The sequence below is a fragment of the Streptomyces sp. NPDC029122 genome (assembly GCF_055569445.1).
Genome location: NZ_JBVHWK010000007.1, coordinates 137223 through 153091, shown reverse-complemented (window position 1 = coordinate 153091; position 15869 = coordinate 137223). Strand labels below are relative to the sequence as shown.

Sequence of the window (15869 nt, the reverse complement as noted above, 5' to 3'; positions counted from 1 at the left end):
GCCTCCCCCCCACCACCCCCCCCCCCCCCCCCCCACTCCCCCCCCCCCCCCCCCCCCCCCCCCCCCCCCCCCCCCCCCCCCCCCCCCCCCCCCCCCCCCCCACCGGCCGCCCGGGCCCGGCACACGGGCTCGGGGCACAACCCCGAACCCCGAGGCGCAGCCCTCGGCCCCTCCGACCCCGTCGGGGGGGCGGCCCGGGCGTCGGCCCCGGATCCACCGCACCACCGGCGGCCCGGGGGCCGGGGGCCCGGGCGCAGCCCCGGTTCGCCACGGACTTGGGGCGCAGCCCCGGGGCCTCGACCCCGTGGCCGGCCGCCCGGGGCGCGGCCCTGGACCGCCGCACCACCGGCCGCCCAGGCGCCCGCGCCGGGGCACAGCCCCCGGTCCGCCACCCCGTCAGCGGGACCGAAGGACCTGGGGCGCAGCCCCGGAACCTCGGCCCCGCCGGCGGGCGGCCCGGGGCATGGCCCCGGACCCACCGCATCCTCGACGGCCCCGCTCGCCGGGTGCGGTCCCCTTCGGGGCGGAGCGCCCGTACGGGGGTCCGGGGGCCTGCCCCCGGTTTCGGGAAGGGGCGGGGTGGGGAACGGCTCCGCGCAGCGGCACCCCGCGCCGACGCGCACCATTCATCCCAGAACTACCAAGAAGGCGGCAGCACATGGGTATGACGACTCCCCAGGTCGTCGTCCACCGGGACAAGGAGCTGATGGCCCAGGCCGCGGCGGCCCGGCTCATCACGAAGATCGTGGACGCACAGGCGGCCCGCGGCTCGGCCTCCGTGGTCCTGACCGGCGGCCGCAACGGCAACGGCCTGCTCGCGGCGCTCGCCGCCGCCCCCGCCCGGGACGCCGTCGACTGGTCCCGCATCGACCTCTGGTGGGGCGACGAGCGTTACGTCCCCGCCGACGACCCCGAGCGCAACCACGTCCAGGCCCGCGAGGCGCTGCTGGACTCCGTCCCCGTGGATCCGGCCCGCGTGCACGCGATGCCCGCCTCCGACGGCCCGTACGGCGACGACGTCGACGCCGCCGCGGCGGCCTACGCCGCCGAGCTGGCGAAGGCCGCCGGGCCCGAGGACCACGGCCCGGTGCCCACGTTCGACGTGCTGATGCTGGGAGTGGGCCCGGACACCCACGTGGCGTCCCTGTTCCCCGAGCACCCGGCGGCCCGCGAGACCGAGCGCACCGTCGTCGGCGTCCACGGCGCCCCGAAGCCGCCGCCGACCCGCGTCTCGCTCACCCTCCCGGCGATCCGCGCGGCCCGCGAGGTCTGGCTGCTGGCGGCCGGCGAGGACAAGGCGGGGGCGGTGGCCATCGCCCTGGGCGGGGCCGGCGGGGTCCAGGCCCCGGCCGCGGCCGCCCACGGCCGCAGCCGCACCCTGTGGCTGCTGGACCGCGCGGCGGCGGCCAAGCTGCCCGCCGGGCTGTATCCCCCGGCTTCCGCTTGACGGGAACCGCGCGAAGGGCCCCGCACCGGCGACCGGTGCGGGGCCCTTCGCCGTGCGTCAGCGGCCGCGCAGTTCCCGGTACGCGGTCACCAGCGCCCGCGTCGACGGGTCGAGGCCCTCCACGTCCGAGCCCTCGGTCAGCGCCGGTTCCACGCGCTTGGCGAGGACCTTGCCGAGTTCGACGCCCCACTGGTCGAAGGAGTCGATGTTCCACACCGCGCCCTGTACGAACACCTTGTGCTCGTACAGCGCGATGAGCTGTCCCAGCACCGAAGGCGTCAGTTCGGCGGCGAGGATGGTGGTCGTCGGGTGGTTGCCCCGGAAGGTCTTGTGCGGGACGAGCTCCTCGGCGACGCCCTCCGCGCGCACCTCGTCGGCGGTCTTGCCGAAGGCCAGGGCCTGCGTCTGGGCGAAGAAGTTCGCCATCAGCAGGTCGTGCTGGGCGGCCAGCGCCGGCGGCAGCTCCGCCACCGGGCGGGCGAAGCCGATGAAGTCCGCCGGGATCATCCGGGTGCCCTGGTGGATCAGCTGGTAGTAGGCGTGCTGTCCGTTGGTGCCGGGCGTGCCCCACACCACCGGGCCGGTCTGCCAGTCGACCGGATTGCCTTCCCGGTCCACGGACTTGCCGTTGGACTCCATGTCCAGCTGCTGCAAGTAGGCCGTGAAACGGGAGAGGTAGTGGCTGTACGGGAGCACCGCGTGCGACTGCGCGTCGAAGAAGGCCCCGTACCAGATGCCCAACAGGCCCAGCAGAAGCGGGGCGTTGCGCTCCGGGGGCGCGGTGCGGAAGTGCTCGTCCATGGCGTGGAAGCCGCCGAGCATCTCGCGGAAGGCGTCCGGGCCGATGGCGATCATCAGGGAGAGGCCGATGGCGGAGTCGAAGGAGTAGCGTCCGCCGACCCAGTCCCAGAAGCCGAACATGTTGGCCGGGTCGATGCCGAACTCGGTGACCTTCTCGGCGTTCGTGGACAGCGCGACGAAGTGCCGTGCCACGGCGGCCTGGTCACCGCCCAGACCCGCGAGCAGCCATTCCCGTGCCGAGGTGGCGTTGGTGATGGTCTCGATGGTGGTGAAGGTCTTCGACGCGATGATGAACAGCGTCTGCGCCGGGTCGAGGTCGCGCACGGCCTCGTGCAGGTCGGCGCCGTCCACGTTGGACACGAACCGCACGGTCAGGCCGCGGTCGGTGAAGGCGCGCAGCGCCTCGTACGCCATGGCGGGGCCCAGGTCGGAGCCGCCGATGCCGATGTTGACGACGTTCTTGATGCGCTCGCCGGTGAATCCGGTCCACTCCCCCGACCTGACCTGGCCGGAGAAGGCCGCCATCTTGTCGAGGACCTCGTGCACGCCGGGTACGACGTTCTCGCCGTCCACCTCGACGACCGCGTCCAGGGGGGCGCGCAGCGCGGTGTGCAGGACCGCGCGGTCCTCCGTCACGTTGATCTTCTCGCCGCGGAACATCGCGTCCCGCAGCTCCGCCACGCCGGTGGCCGAGGCCAGTTCGCGCAGCAGCCCGAGCGTCTCGTCGGTGACGAGGTGCTTCGAGTAGTCGATGTGCAGGTCCCCGACGCGCAGCGTGTAGCCGGTGCCCCGGCCCGGGTCCGACTCGAACAGCTCCCGCAGATGCGTCTGCCCCAGCTCTTCCCGGTGCTTGCCGAGTGCGTGCCACTCGGGCGTCCGGTTGAGCCTCGTACGGCTGTCTGCGTTCATCTCGGACATCAACCCACTTCTTCCGTCCTGTTGTGCCCCGCCACCGTCCAACCTAAGGGATCGGAAGGGGGACAACGCACACAAAGGGGCCCGGTCCGCGGGATTGGTTCTCCCACGTGCCGGGCCCCCGAGCCGCTCTCGAGTGCGGCTGGTCGCGTTCGGACGGACCGCTCAGATCTCGCCGCGGAGCTTGGCGAGGGCCTCGGCGAGGATCGCCTCGCCGTCGGCGTCCGTGCGGCGCTCGCGGACGTACGCGAGGTGCGTCTTGTACGGCTCCGTGCGCGGCGGCGCGGGCGGGTTGTCCCGGTCCTGGCCGGCCGGGAACCCGCAGCGCGGGCAGTCCCAGGTGTCCGGCACCTGCGCGTCGCTGGCGAAGCTCGGCTGCGTCTCGTGCCCGTTCGAGCACCAGAAGGAGATGCGCAGGCGGGGCGCGGATTCACCGCGCTCGGCCTCGCCCATCGGCCCGGCTCCGACCCGACTTCCACGAATCGCGTTGCCACTTGCCACGGTCGTAACTCCCTGCGTGATGGTGCCGCGGAGCGTGAGGGGATGTCCGCTGCGGGCGCCCCAGTCTACGTAAGGCCCAACGCGCGTCCAGCAACCGGAGTTACTCGCTCCGGCCGTGGACGCAGGCCCTCATGATAGGCAGGGCGGAACCGGCGGGACGGGCCGAATGGCCAGAACCGTCAGACCGCGGCGGCCTTCATGAGCAGGCCGAGCGCGACGATGCAGGCGAACCACAGCAGGCCGACGACGACCGTGATGCGGTCGAGGTTGCGCTCGGCCACGGAGGAGCCGCCGACCGAGGACTGCATGCCGCCGCCGAACATGTCGGAAAGGCCGCCACCCTTGCCCTTGTGCATCAGCACGAGCAGCATCAGCAGAGCGCTGAAGACGAGCAGGGCGATCGAGAACCCCATAACCACGGCTGATTCCTACTTTCTGGGCTTGCTGGGAGGAAGCGGGGGCCGGCAGGCCGCGCGTACGCGGCCCCCGGCCCCCGCAAGGGTACGACGGATCGGCCCTACCGCATACTCACTGGTCGCGGAAGCGGACGATCTTGACGAACTCGTCCACGTCCAGCGCGGCGCCGCCGATCAGCGCACCGTCGACGTCGGGCTGGGCCATGATCGCGGCGATGTTGCCGGCCTTGACCGAGCCGCCGTACTGGATGCGGACCTTGTCGGCCAGCTCCTGGGAGTACAGCTCGGCGAGGCGGCCGCGGATCGCCCCGCAGACCTCCTGCGCGTCCTCGGGGGTGGCGACCTCGCCGGTGCCGATCGCCCAGACCGGCTCGTACGCGATCACGATGGACTCGGCCTGCTCGGCCGGGAGGTCCTTGAGGCCGCCGTCGACCTGGGCCAGCGTGTGCGCGACCTGGTTGCCGGCCTTGCGGACGTCCAGGCCCTCGCCGACGCACAGGATCGGGGTGATCCCGTTGCGGTAGGCGGCCTTCACCTTGGCGTTGCAGATCTCGTCGCCCTCGCCGTGGTACTGGCGGCGCTCGCTGTGGCCGACGGCGACGAAGGTGCAGCTCAGCTTCGACAGCATCGGGCCGGAGATCTCACCGGTGTACGCGCCGGAGTCGTGCGCCGAGATGTCCTGGGCGCCGTACTTGATCTTCAGCTTGTCGGCGTCGACCAGGGTCTGGACCGAGCGCAGGTCGGTGAAGGGCGGGAGCACCGCGACCTCGACGGCGTCGTAGTCCTTGTCGGTGAACGCGAAGGCGAGCTTCTGGACGTGGGCGATGGCCTCGAGGTGGTTGAGGTTCATCTTCCAGTTGCCCGCCATCAGCGGGGTGCGGCCGTTCACAGTGGTCATGGGGGTTCAGCCCTCCAGGGCGGCGAGGCCGGGGAGCGTCTTGCCCTCGAGGTATTCGAGGCTGGCGCCACCACCGGTGGAAATGTGACCGAAGGCGTTCTCGTCGAAGCCCAGGATGCGGACGGAGGCGGCGCTGTCGCCACCGCCGACCACGGTGAAGGCCCGGCTGTCGAGGAGGGCCTGCGCGATGGCGGCGGTGCCGCCCGCGTAGTCGGGGTGCTCGAAGACGCCCACCGGGCCGTTCCAGAAGACGGTCGCGGCGTCGGCGATCTTCGAAGCGTACAGCTCACGGGTCTTGGGGCCGATGTCCAGGCCCTCCTTGTCCGCGGGGATCGCGTCCGCGGCGACGGTGACGAACTCCGCCGGGGTCTTGCCCTTGAGGTCGGGGAAGTCCGAGGAGGCCAGGATGTCTACCGGGAGGACCAGCTCGACGCCGTTCTGCTCGGCGCGCTCCATGTACTCCTTGACCTTGTCCACCTGGTCCTTCTGGAGCAGGGAGATGCCGACCTCGTAGCCCTTGGCGTGGAGGAAGGTGTAGGCCATGCCGCCGCCGATGAGGATGCGGTCGGCCTTGCCGAGCAGCTCGTCGATGACGGCGAGCTTGTCGGAGACCTTGGCCCCGCCGAGGACGACCACGTAGGGGCGCTGGACGTCGGCGGTGAGCTTCTGCAGGACGCCGACCTCGGTGGCGATGAGGTAGCCGGCCGCGTGCGGGAGGCGCGCGGGCAGGTCGAAGACCGAGGCGTGCTTGCGGTGGACGGCGCCGAAGCCGTCGCCGACGTAGACGTCGGCCAGCTCGGCGAGCTGGTCCGCGAAGGCGCCGCGCTCCGCGTCGTCCTTGGAGGTCTCGCCGGCGTTGAAGCGCAGGTTCTCGATGACGGCGACCCGTCCGTCGGCGAGGGCCGCGACGGTCTCCTTGGCGGAGGCGCCGACGGTGTCGGTGGCGAAGGCCACCTCCGCGTCGAGCAGCTCGCCGAGCCGCTTGGCGGCCGGGGCGAGCGAGAAGGCCGGGTCCGGGGCGCCCTTGGGGCGGCCCAGGTGCGAGGCGACGACCACGCGGGCGCCGGCCTCGGCCAACTTCGCGATGGTCGGCAGGACGGCGCGGATGCGGCCGTCATCGGTGATCTCACCGTTCGCCAGGGGCACGTTGAGGTCGGCGCGGACGAAGACCCGCTTGCCGGCGACGCCCTCGGCGAGCAGTTCGTCGATCGTCTTCATGTGTTTCCTACTCCTTAGGAGACCTTCACCCGGAGGGCGAGGACGGGAGGGCGAGGCAAGCGACAGGGCCCGGACGGCGCCTCATCGCGCCGAGCGGACCCTGTGCTCACATCGTGTTGCCTTGCCCTACGCTTTTAAGAGCTGACGGCCTTAGAGCTGACCGCCGACGAAGACGGTCAGGTCGACGAGTCGGTTGGAGTAGCCCCACTCGTTGTCGTACCAGCCGACGACCTTGACCTGCTTGCCCTGGACCATGGTCAGCGAGGAGTCGAAGGTGCAGGAGGCCGGCCAGTTCACGATGTCGGAGGAGACGATCGCGTCCTCGGTGTAGTCGAGGATGCCCTTGAGCTGGCCCTCCGCGGCCTTCTGGAAGGCGGCGTTGATCTCGTCCTTGGTGACCTCGCGGTCGAGTTCCAGGACGAGGTCGGTGACCGAGCCGGTCGGGACCGGGACGCGCATGGCGATGCCGTCGAGCTTGCCCTTGAGCTGCGGCAGGACCAGCGCGGTGGCCTTGGCGGCACCGGTGGAGGTCGGGATGATGTTCTCGGCGGCGGCGCGGGCGCGGCGCAGGTCCGAGTGCGGGAAGTCCAGGATGCGCTGGTCGTTGGTGTAGGCGTGGACCGTCGTCATCATGCCCTTGACGATGCCGAAGTTCTCGTCGAGGACCTTGGCCATCGGCGCCACACAGTTGGTGGTGCAGGAGGCGTTGGAGATCACGTGGTGGTTGGCCGCGTCGTACTTGTCCTGGTTGACGCCCATCACGATGGTGATGTCCTCGTCCTTGGCCGGAGCCGAGATGAGGACCTTCTTCGCGCCGGCCGCGATGTGCTTGGCCGCGTCGGCCTTCTTCGTGAAGATGCCGGTCGACTCGATGACGATGTCGGCGCCCAGCTCGCCCCACGGGAGGTTCGCGGGGTCGCGCTCGGCGAAGGTCTTGAAGGTGTTGCCGCCGACCGTGATGGTGTCGTCGGTGTGGGAGACCTCGGCCTTGAGGCGGCCCAGGATGGTGTCGTACTTGAGCAGGTGCACCAGGGTGGCGTTGTCCGTCAGGTCGTTGACACCGACGATCTCGATGTCCGCTCCCTGCTCGAGAAGAGCCCGGAAGTAGTTACGGCCAATTCGGCCAAAACCATTGATGCCTACGCGGATCGTCACGAACCGATCTCCTCGTTGGTGCGCCGGCCTGTCCCGCCGGCGAGCTGTATGGGATGTCCCCGACCGCTTACGACCCTACCTCTCTGTGAGCTTCGGAGTGACATCGGTCGGGGCCTGACACTCCCCCTGCCCCACGGGGGACGCCCCGAAGCCCTGTACCAGTGGCCACGGCACGGGGCCTCGGGAACTCCGGCCCCCGTCACTCAGGGTGAGCGGGGACCGGGTGGCGGATCAGCGGTCCAGCGACGCGAGCGCCTTGCCGAGCACTGCGGCCCGGTCCGCCGCGGCAGGAACGTGCTCCAGCCCGAAACCGAGCAGGACCGTGTCACGCGTAGTGACCGCCGCGTACGACTTGAAGAGCTCTCCGGACCTGGACCAATCTCCCGGAACGTCCGGACTCCCGGCGGGCGGGCCCTGCGCGGCCCATGCGCCGAGGGAGGTCTCGAACCCCTCCACGGGCTGGTCGGCGCCGCCCAGGGACACCCGCGCCTCGTCGGCGAAGACGCCGCGGCCGCCCGATCCGGGGTCGGTCACGTAGGAGAGGGAGACCTCGACCGTCTTCCCGGCGTAGGGGCTCAGGTCGAAGGCGGCCTGCTTCCAGCCCCCGGAGGAGCCGGTGAAGCTGTTCCACGCTCCGCTGCTGCCCGACGCGGTGCAGCCGCCGGAGTCCAGGGTGAGGTAGCGGCGCAGGAAGGGGTGGCCGCCCAGGAAGAATCCGGCCTCGCACTCCGCCGGGACTGTGGCGGAGCTCAGCCCGCCCGCTTCCGGAAGTGTGGTCCAGTCGTCCCCGCCGGCCGTACGGGCCTCCAGGACGGCGTGGTCGTAGCCCTCCTCGGTGTTCCAGTTGAGGGCCATCCTCAGCTTCGGCTGGTCGGCGGCGGTGACCCGGGTGAGGTCGATCGTGCGCGTGAGCCGCTTCCAGTCGTCGTCGTCATGGGCGGCCGCGGCCATCCCGCTGCCCGCGTAGGGGGCGTACGGGTTCACGACGCCGGCGTACTGGCCCGCCTGGGCGCTCTTGAACTGCGGGAACCGCGCCTCGGGGAGGCTGTCGGAGGTGACGGTGTAGGCCCCGGGGGCGCCCAGCGGGTGGCCCGCCGCGTCACCGAGGGAGCCCTTGGTCCCGGCGAGGGCTCCCGCGCCGGTGAAGCCGGTCGCGCCCTTGGCCGGGGTGCGGCCGTAGGCGCCGAGGTAGTACTGGCTGAAGTCGTCGGTCAGGGCCCGGCCGACCTGGGCCCGGCCGCCCGCCAGCTCCCCGGCCTCGACGAGCTTGCCGCCCTCGTTGAGGAACTCGCGGACCGCCAGCTGGGTGGGGCCGCCGGGGGCCGCGGCGCCGGTGTAGTGGACGGCCGTGCCGAAGTGGGAGAGCACGCCGAGACGGTGCGGGGCCCCCTGGGTGGCCACGTCCCAGACGGCCGCGGACTTCCCGTTGGCCCGCAGCGCGTCCACGTAGCTCTGGGCGTGCCGCGCCTTCGCGCCCTCCTCGGCGATCACCAGCACGTCCGCGCGGGGGCGCTGCGCCACCGTGTACGTGAAGTGCTCGCTGGAGACGAGCCCGCCGGATCGGTCGCGGCCGGTGAACCAGACCTCGACCTTGTCGCCGGGCCGGGTGCCGTCCACCGCGGCCCGGTACTCGTCGAACCAGTTGTTGTCCTCGCCGCCGTAGACGTTCCCGCCCTTCCAGGCCTTGAGTTCGTCGTCGTGCGCACGGCCGCCGTTGACGCGGAAGTTGAGCCGCTTGTCCTTGAGTGCCTTGCGGGCCGTGACGGCGACCGTCTGGTCCTCGCCGCGGGCCGCGTAGGAGGTGGTGAAGGGATCGGGGGTGAAGTCGGCGGCGCTCGTGCCGACGGAGGACGCGGGCCGGTCCGGGTGGGCGGCGCTCTCGCCGACGCTCAGCGCGAAGGGGACGTTCTTGGCGAACTCCTGCTGGATCAGCTTCTCGTCGTCCGGGAAGTTGAACCCGGAGGCGCAGTCCTCGGGCTTCCAGGCGTCGTCCGGGTCGATCGCGGAGGCCGTCTGGCAGGTGGTCATCTCCGGGGTGAACATCATGACGCCGTTGGCGTTGGCCGCGTGGCCGTCGGCCTCGCCGTTGGTGGTGTACAGCTCGGAGGAGAGCTGCGGGCGGTAGCCGGGGACGGCGGGCTTCTCGGGCGTGCCGGCGAGCGCCTTGTAGGCGACGTCGTCCGGGGTGGGGGTGGCGACCTGCCAGCCCACGCCGTACAGGATCAGCTCGGAGGCCGAGTGGTAGTTGATGGCGTACGCGAAGCCGATGCGCTTCTCGAAGCCGTCGAGGGCCAGGGTCTCGGGCTCGGACTGCGCCCCGGGGCCGCGGAAGGTCTCGCTGGAGGGGTTGGGGGAGGAACCCTCGTTGTCGTAGCCCCACTTGTAGGCGAAGTTGCGGTTGAGGTCGACTCCGTCGGCCGCGGTGGTCCTGCCGTCGCCGTCGTTGTCGCGGAGGTTCTTGCGCCACAGCCGGGCGCTGTCGGAGGTGAAGGTGTGGTCGTACCCGTCGGGGTTGGCGGAGAGCAGGAACCACAGCTCGGTGGAGTCCACCAGCCGGGTGATCCGTTCGTCCTTGCCGTAGTTGTCGAGGGTGTGGTGCATCAGCCGCCGGGTCATCTCGGGGGTGATCCACTCGCGGGCGTGCTGGTTGGACAGGTAGAGCACGGACGGCTTGTCGCCGTCCTCGGTCGTCTTGGCGTCCTTGGTGACCTTGAGGGCGAGGATGTCCTTGCCCTGGACGGTCCTGCCGATGGAGACGACCTTGGTGAGCGCCGGGTTCTCCTGCGCGGTCCGCAGGATCTCCTCCCGCAGGCCTCCCTTGCCGCTGTACGGGCGGAAGACCCCGTCCCCGGCGGCCTTGGCGCGGGCCAGCCCCTGGGCGGAGACCTTGCGCTCGGCGAGCCTGACCCCCTGGGCCGCGAGCCGCGCGGCCTGCTCCCCGGTGAGGAAGAGCTCGACCCGGGCGGTCCCGGTCTCGGGGGCGCGCTCGGAGAGTTCGTGGCCGTCCTGGCCGGCGGCGAGGACGAGCGGGACCTGCTCGCGGGTGATGTCGGCGTCGTAGGTCCGTACCTCGTCGGCGCCGGCTGCCGTGCCTGACGCGGGCCGGGGCTGGGCCGCGGCGGGCAGCGCGGCAAGTGTGGTTGCCAGGACGAGTGCGCTTGCGGCGAGGATCGATCTCGCGCGGTGCCTCATGTGCCCCCCTGGGCGTCGTCTGCCACGAAACGTTCGGACGCCAGGCTCACGATCCGGCGATGCCCATGTCAACGGGACAAACCGGGAACGGAACGGGCCCGCACGGGGGAGCGTGCGGGCCCGTCAGGGCGTACGTCCGGGGAGCCGCTGGTCAGCCCGCCATGTTGTCGGCCAGCTCCTCGCTGAGGTCCAGGTTCGATTCGGTGCCCGGGATGCCGAGGTCCTGGGCCCGCTTGTCGGCCATCGCCAGCAGGCGGCGGATCCGGCCCGCGACGGCGTCCTTGGTCAGCGGCGGGTCGGCGAGCGCGCCCAGCTCCTCCAGGGAGGCCTGCTTGTGCTCCATGCGCAGCCGGCCGGCCGCGGCGAGGTGCTCGGGGACCTCCTCGCCGAGGATCTCCAGGGCGCGCTGCACCCGGGCGCCGGCGGCCACCGCGGCCCGCGCCGAGCGGCGCAGGTTGGCGTCGTCGAAGTTGGCGAGGCGGTTGGCGGTGGCGCGCACCTCGCGCCGCATCCGCCGCTCCTCCCACGCCAGCACCGACTCGTGGGCGCCGAGGCGGGTCAGCAGGGCGCCGATGGCGTCCCCGTCACGGACCACGACCCGGTCCACGCCGCGCACCTCGCGCGCCTTCGCGGCGATGGAGAGCCTGCGGGCGGCACCCACCAGGGCCAGGGCGGCCTCCGGGCCTGGGCAGGTGACCTCCAGGGAGGACGAGCGCCCCGGCTCGGTGAGGGAGCCGTGGGCCAGGAAGGCACCGCGCCAGGCCGCCTCCGCGTCACAGGTGGCCCCGGAGACCACCTGCGGGGGAAGACCCCGGATGGGGCGGCCGCGGCCGTCCACCAGGCCCGTCTGGCGTGCCAGCTGGTCCCCGCCCGCCACGACGCGCACGACGAAACGGCTGCCGCGGCGCAGTCCGCCGGGGGCCATGACCACCAGGTCGGAGGAGTGTCCGAAGATCTCCAGGATGTCCTTGCGCAGCCGTCGCGCGGCGATGCCGGTGTCCAGCTCCGCCTCGATGACGATGCGGCCGCTCACCAGGTGCAGGCCGCCCGCGAACCGCAGGATCGCCGAGACCTCCGCCTTCCTGCAGCAGGTCCGGGTGACGGGGAGGCGTGAGATCTCATCCTTCACCGCGGGCGTCATCGCCATGGGCCGATCCTTCCATGCATCCGAAAAATACGGTCGTACGCGGCGGCCAGCAGCTCCGGATCGTGCTTCGGAGAACCTCCCCCAGCGACTTCGGCCTGGGAGGTACCCCCACGCCAGGCCACTGGAGCCAGCTCGACCGCGGCACCGAACCGTTTCGCGGCATCGGCGAGGGACTCGCGGTCGGGCACGGCGGCCTCGTCGGCCAGCACCACGTCCAGGGCGAGTTTAGGGGCGTGTCGGGCCAAAACCTCCAAATGACGCTGCGGAGAGAAGCCCTCGGTTTCGCCGGGCTGCGGTGCCAGGTTCAGTGACAGGACCCTGCGGGCCTTCGTCTGCACCAGCGCGTCGAGCAGTTCCGGCACCAGCAGGTGCGGGATCACGGAGGAGAACCAGGACCCCGGGCCCAGTACCACCCAGTCGGCGTCGAGCACGGCGGCGACGGCCTCCGGCACGGCCGGCGGGTCGGCCGGCACGACCTGCACGGAGAGCACCTCGCCGGGGGTGAGGGCCACCGTGGCCTGCCCCCGGACCGTGTCGACCTCGTTCGGGCGCGCCGGGTCGTGCCCCTTGACCAGGGCCTGGAGCTCCAGCGGCACCGCCGACATCGGCAGCACCCGGCCCTGCGCGCCCAGCAGCTTCCCGACCAGGTCGAGGGCCTGGACTGGGTCGCCGAGCTGCTCCCAGAGGGCGACGATCAGCAGGTTGCCGACCGCGTGGCCGTGCAGGTCGCCCTCGGACTGGAAGCGGTGCTGGATGACCCGGGCCCAGGTCTGCCCCCAGTCGTCGTCCCCGCACAGCGCGGCCAGCGCCTTGCGCAGGTCGCCGGGGGGCAGCACGCCCAGCTCCTCCCGGAGCCGGCCGCTGGAGCCGCCGTCGTCGGCGACGGTGACCACCGCCGTGAGTTCGCCGGTGATCCGGCGCAGCGCGGCCAGGGAGGCCGACAGGCCCATGCCGCCGCCGAGGGCGACGACCTTGGGTGCGGCCACCTTCGGCGCCGCGCCGCGGCGGCCGGCGCGGCCCGCGCCCTCCTCGCCCCGGCCGGGGGTGAGGCGGCGCAGGCGGCGCAGCCGCAGGGTCCGACCGGTCACTCGCGCCCCATGTCCCGGTGGACGACGACGGTCTCGACGCCCTCGGACGCGAGGCGGGCGGCGAGCTTCTCGGACATGGCCACGCTGCGGTGCTTGCCGCCGGTGCATCCGACCGCGATGGTCACGTACCGCTTGCCCTCCCGGCGGTAGCCGGCGGCGATGAGCTGGAGCAGCTCGGTGTAGCGGTCGAGGAACTCCTTGGCGCCGGGCTGGCTGAAGACGTAGCCCGACACCTCCTCGTTGAGCCCGGTGAAGGGGCGCAGCTCGGGCACCCAGTGCGGGTTGGGGATGAAGCGGCAGTCGACGACGAGGTCGGCGTCGACGGGCAGACCGTACTTGAAGCCGAAGGACATGACGGTGGCCCGCAGCTCGGGCTCCTCGTCGCCCGCGAACTGGGCGTCCATCTTCGCGCGCAGCTCGTGCACGTTCAGGCTGGAGGTGTCGATGACCAGGTCGGCGTCACCGCGCAGCTCCCGCAGCAGGTCGCGCTCGGCGGCGATGCCGTCGACGATCCGGCCGTCGCCCTGGAGCGGGTGGGGGCGGCGGACCGACTCGAAACGCCGGACCAGCGCGTCGTCGGAGGACTCCAGGAAGACGATGCGGCGGGTGACGCCGCGGGCCTCCAGGTCGGAGAGGGACTCGCGCAGGGCGTCGAAGAACTGGCGGCCGCGGACGTCGACGACGACGGCGATCCGCGCCACGTTGCCCTGGGAGCGGGCGCCGAGCTCCACCATGGTGGGGATGAGGGCCGGCGGGAGGTTGTCCACGACGAACCAGCCGAGGTCCTCCAGACACTTGGCCGCCGTACTGCGGCCGGCTCCGGACATCCCGGAGATGATCACCAGCTCGGGGATGGCCGCCTCGGCGTTGTCGCCGGGCTCCACGGTCGTGCCCGTACTCACCTGTGCTCCGTCTCGGTCGTGCTCGTTCGTGTGCCCGGCCGTGTCCTCGGCCGTGCGCCCGGTCGTGTGTGCGGTCTGTGCGGTCTGTGCGGTCTCGTGCTCGGTCATGGCGCGGTCCCCCGTTCGGACGATGTCTCCGCAGGTGCGGACACCTCGTCCTCAATGATCTCTCCTGTCGCCGTGTTGACGGCAGGACCGGCGGGAACCGCCCCGGCGAGGGCGGCGGCCACGGTCTCCGCCGTCTTGCGGCCTATGCCCGGGACCTCGCAGATCTGGTCGATTGTCGCCTGTCTCAGCTTCTTCACCGAACCGAAGTGCTTCACGAGGGCCAGCCTGCGGCTCTCTCCGAGGCCCGGAACCTCGTCCAGCGGGCCCGCCTTCAGGCGCTTTCCGCGCTTGTCGCGCTGGTACCGGATGGCGAACCGGTGGGCTTCGTCACGCACCCGCTGGAGCAGGTAGAGGCCTTCGCTCGTGCGGGGCAGCACGACGGGGTCGTCCTCTCCGGGCAGCCAGACCTCCTCCAGCCGCTTGGCGAGCCCGCACACCGCCACGTCGTCGATCCCGAGCTCCTCCAGGGCCCGCTTGGCGGCCGCCACCTGGGGCTGCCCGCCGTCGACGACGACGAGCTGCGGGGGGTACGCGAAACGCCTGGGCCGCCCGTCGTCCTCGGGCTCGCCGTCCTCGGGGGACCACTCCCCCGTCTTCAGCTTCTCCTGGAGGTAGCGGCGGAAGCGCCGGGAGACGACCTCGTGCATGGACCGGACGTCGTCCTGGCCCTCGAAGCCCTTGATCTGGAACCTGCGGTACTCGCTCTTCCTGGCCAGGCCGTCCTCGAACACCACCATCGACGCCACGACGTCCTCCCCCTGGAGGTGGGAGATGTCGAAGCACTCGATGCGCAGGGGCGCACCGTCCAGCTCCAGGGCCTCGGCGATCTCCTCCAGGGCCCGGGAGCGGGTGGTGAGGTCGCTGGCGCGCTTGGTCTTGTGCAGGGCGAGGGACTGCTGGGCGTTGCGGTGGACGGTCTCCATCAGGGACTTCTTGTCCCCGCGCTGCGGGATGCGCAGGCTGACGCCGGATCCGCGGCGGCCGGCGAGCCACTGGCTGAGGGCGGGCGTGTCCTCGGGGAGCGCCGGTACCAGCACCTCCTTGGGGACGGCTTCGCCCTTCTCCTCCCCGTACAGCTGCTGGAGGGCGTGCTCGACGAGCCCGGCGGTGTCCACCGCCTCGACCTTGTCGGTGACCCAGCCGCGCTGGCCGCGGACCCGGCCGCCGCGGACGTGGAAGATCTGCACGGCCGCCTCCAGCTCGTCCTCGGCGACCGCGATGAGGTCGGCGTCGGTGGCGTCGGCGAGCACGACGGCGTTCTTCTCCATCGCGCGGCGCAGGGCGCCTATGTCGTCGCGCAGCCTGGCGGCCTTCTCGTACTCCATCTCCTCGGCGGCCTCGTGCATCTGCTTCTCGAGCCGCGAGAGGTAGGTGCCGGTCCGTCCCGCCATGAAGTCGCAGAAGTCCTCGGCGAGTTCGCGGTGCTCATCGGGGGTGACCCGGCCGACGCAGGGCGCGGAGCACTTGCCGATGTAGCCGAGGAGGCAGGGACGGCCGATCTGCGCGGACCGCTTGAACACGCCGGCGGAGCAGGTCCGCACCGGGAAGACGCGCAGCATCAGGTCGACGGTCTCGCGGATGGCCCAGGCGTGCCCGTACGGGCCGAAGTAGCGCACGCCCTTCTTCTTGGGCCCGCGCATGACCTGGACCCGCGGGTACACCTCGTTCATGGTCACGGCGAGGGAGGGGTAGCTCTTGTCGTCCCGGTACTTGACGTTGAACCGGGGGTCGTACTCCTTGATCCAGGAGTACTCGAGCTGGAGCGCCTCGACCTCGGTGGACACGACGGTCCACTCGACGGAGGCGGCCGTGGTGACCATGGTGGCGGTGCGGGGGTGCAGGCCGGCGATGTCCTGGAAGTAGCTCGCCAGGCGCTGGCGCAGGCTCTTGGCCTTCCCGACGTAGATCACCCGGCGGTGGTCGTCGCGGAACTTGTAGACCCCCGGGGAGTCGGGGACCTGCCCGGGCTCGGGACGGTAGCTGGAAGGGTCGGCCATGCCAACCACCCTACTGGCGGGGGCCGACAACCCCCCGCACCACCGGGCGGCCCGGCCGGTGCGGAATCGGTCCCGCCGGCGTGG

At 71.9% G+C, this 15869-nt stretch carries 12 protein-coding genes; 1 reads left to right on the top strand and 11 read right to left on the bottom strand.

What is annotated here, in order from left to right; translation table 11 throughout:
• The first annotated feature begins 664 nt into the window (after positions 1–664).
• Positions 665–1447, top strand: coding sequence for a 6-phosphogluconolactonase (gene pgl / locus ACZ4WZ_RS11655; protein WP_467888370.1), 783 nt, complete (start codon positions 665–667; stop codon positions 1445–1447).
• A 57-nt stretch (positions 1448–1504) separates the two neighbouring features.
• On the opposite strand, the gene pgi is transcribed toward pgl, so the two are convergent.
• The 11 genes from pgi to uvrC all read right to left on the bottom strand — a co-directional run bounded on the left by pgi (position 1505) and on the right by uvrC (position 15785).
• Positions 1505–3157 (bottom strand): glucose-6-phosphate isomerase, encoded by a 1653-nt coding sequence (pgi, locus tag ACZ4WZ_RS11650; protein ID WP_467888610.1) that lies wholly within the window; start codon positions 3155–3157, stop codon positions 1505–1507.
• A gap of 171 nt (positions 3158–3328) precedes the next feature.
• A complete protein-coding gene (locus ACZ4WZ_RS11645) occupies positions 3329–3664 on the bottom strand; it encodes an RNA polymerase-binding protein RbpA (protein ID WP_007263454.1) in 336 nt (111 codons plus the stop codon).
• A gap of 179 nt (positions 3665–3843) precedes the next feature.
• Complete coding sequence (gene secG, locus ACZ4WZ_RS11640; protein WP_388935080.1) at positions 3844–4077, bottom strand: preprotein translocase subunit SecG; 234 nt, start codon at positions 4075–4077, stop codon at positions 3844–3846.
• Between the two features lie 115 nt (positions 4078–4192).
• The gene (tpiA, locus tag ACZ4WZ_RS11635; RefSeq protein ID WP_467888607.1) at positions 4193–4969 is read right to left on the bottom strand and encodes a triose-phosphate isomerase; all 777 of its coding nucleotides are present in this window, start codon (positions 4967–4969) and stop codon (positions 4193–4195) included.
• 15 nt (positions 4970–4984) lie between these two features.
• Positions 4985–6196, bottom strand: coding sequence for a phosphoglycerate kinase (locus ACZ4WZ_RS11630; RefSeq protein WP_467888367.1), 1212 nt, complete (start codon positions 6194–6196; stop codon positions 4985–4987).
• 150 nt (positions 6197–6346) lie between these two features.
• On the bottom strand, positions 6347–7351 hold the full coding sequence (gene gap / locus ACZ4WZ_RS11625; protein WP_356873935.1) for a type I glyceraldehyde-3-phosphate dehydrogenase: 1005 nt from the start codon (positions 7349–7351) through the stop codon (positions 6347–6349).
• A gap of 231 nt (positions 7352–7582) precedes the next feature.
• Entirely contained in the window at positions 7583–10543 is a 2961-nt protein-coding gene (locus ACZ4WZ_RS11620; RefSeq protein WP_467888363.1) for a M14 family metallopeptidase, read from the bottom strand.
• A 151-nt stretch (positions 10544–10694) separates the two neighbouring features.
• A complete protein-coding gene (gene whiA, locus ACZ4WZ_RS11615) occupies positions 10695–11690 on the bottom strand; it encodes a DNA-binding protein WhiA (RefSeq protein ID WP_030237199.1) in 996 nt (331 codons plus the stop codon).
• Positions 11681–12778, bottom strand: coding sequence for a gluconeogenesis factor YvcK family protein (locus ACZ4WZ_RS11610; RefSeq protein WP_467888360.1), 1098 nt, complete (start codon positions 12776–12778; stop codon positions 11681–11683). The genes whiA and ACZ4WZ_RS11610 overlap by 10 nt, the downstream gene beginning before the upstream one ends.
• Positions 12775–13788, bottom strand: a complete 1014-nt coding sequence (rapZ, locus tag ACZ4WZ_RS11605) for an RNase adapter RapZ (RefSeq protein WP_467888357.1) — start codon at positions 13786–13788, stop codon at positions 12775–12777. The genes ACZ4WZ_RS11610 and rapZ overlap by 4 nt, the downstream gene beginning before the upstream one ends.
• Positions 13785–15785 (bottom strand): excinuclease ABC subunit UvrC, encoded by a 2001-nt coding sequence (uvrC, locus tag ACZ4WZ_RS11600; RefSeq protein WP_467888355.1) that lies wholly within the window; start codon positions 15783–15785, stop codon positions 13785–13787. Before uvrC ends, rapZ begins: the two co-directional genes overlap by 4 nt.
• Positions 15786–15869: the final 84 nt, after the last annotated feature.

Coding starts and splice junctions, on each gene's coding strand:
- pgl (WP_467888370.1), top strand. CDS start 665: ATGACGACTCCCCAGGTCGTCGTCCACCGGGACAAGGAGCTGATGGCC.
- pgi (WP_467888610.1), bottom strand. CDS start 3,157: ATGAACGCAGACAGCCGTACGAGGCTCAACCGGACGCCCGAGTGGCAC.
- secG (WP_388935080.1), bottom strand. CDS start 4,077: ATGGGGTTCTCGATCGCCCTGCTCGTCTTCAGCGCTCTGCTGATGCTG.
- ACZ4WZ_RS11630 (WP_467888367.1), bottom strand. CDS start 6,196: ATGAAGACGATCGACGAACTGCTCGCCGAGGGCGTCGCCGGCAAGCGG.
- ACZ4WZ_RS11620 (WP_467888363.1), bottom strand. CDS start 10,543: ATGAGGCACCGCGCGAGATCGATCCTCGCCGCAAGCGCACTCGTCCTG.
- whiA (WP_030237199.1), bottom strand. CDS start 11,690: ATGGCGATGACGCCCGCGGTGAAGGATGAGATCTCACGCCTCCCCGTC.
- rapZ (WP_467888357.1), bottom strand. CDS start 13,788: ATGACCGAGCACGAGACCGCACAGACCGCACAGACCGCACACACGACC.
- uvrC (WP_467888355.1), bottom strand. CDS start 15,785: ATGGCCGACCCTTCCAGCTACCGTCCCGAGCCCGGGCAGGTCCCCGAC.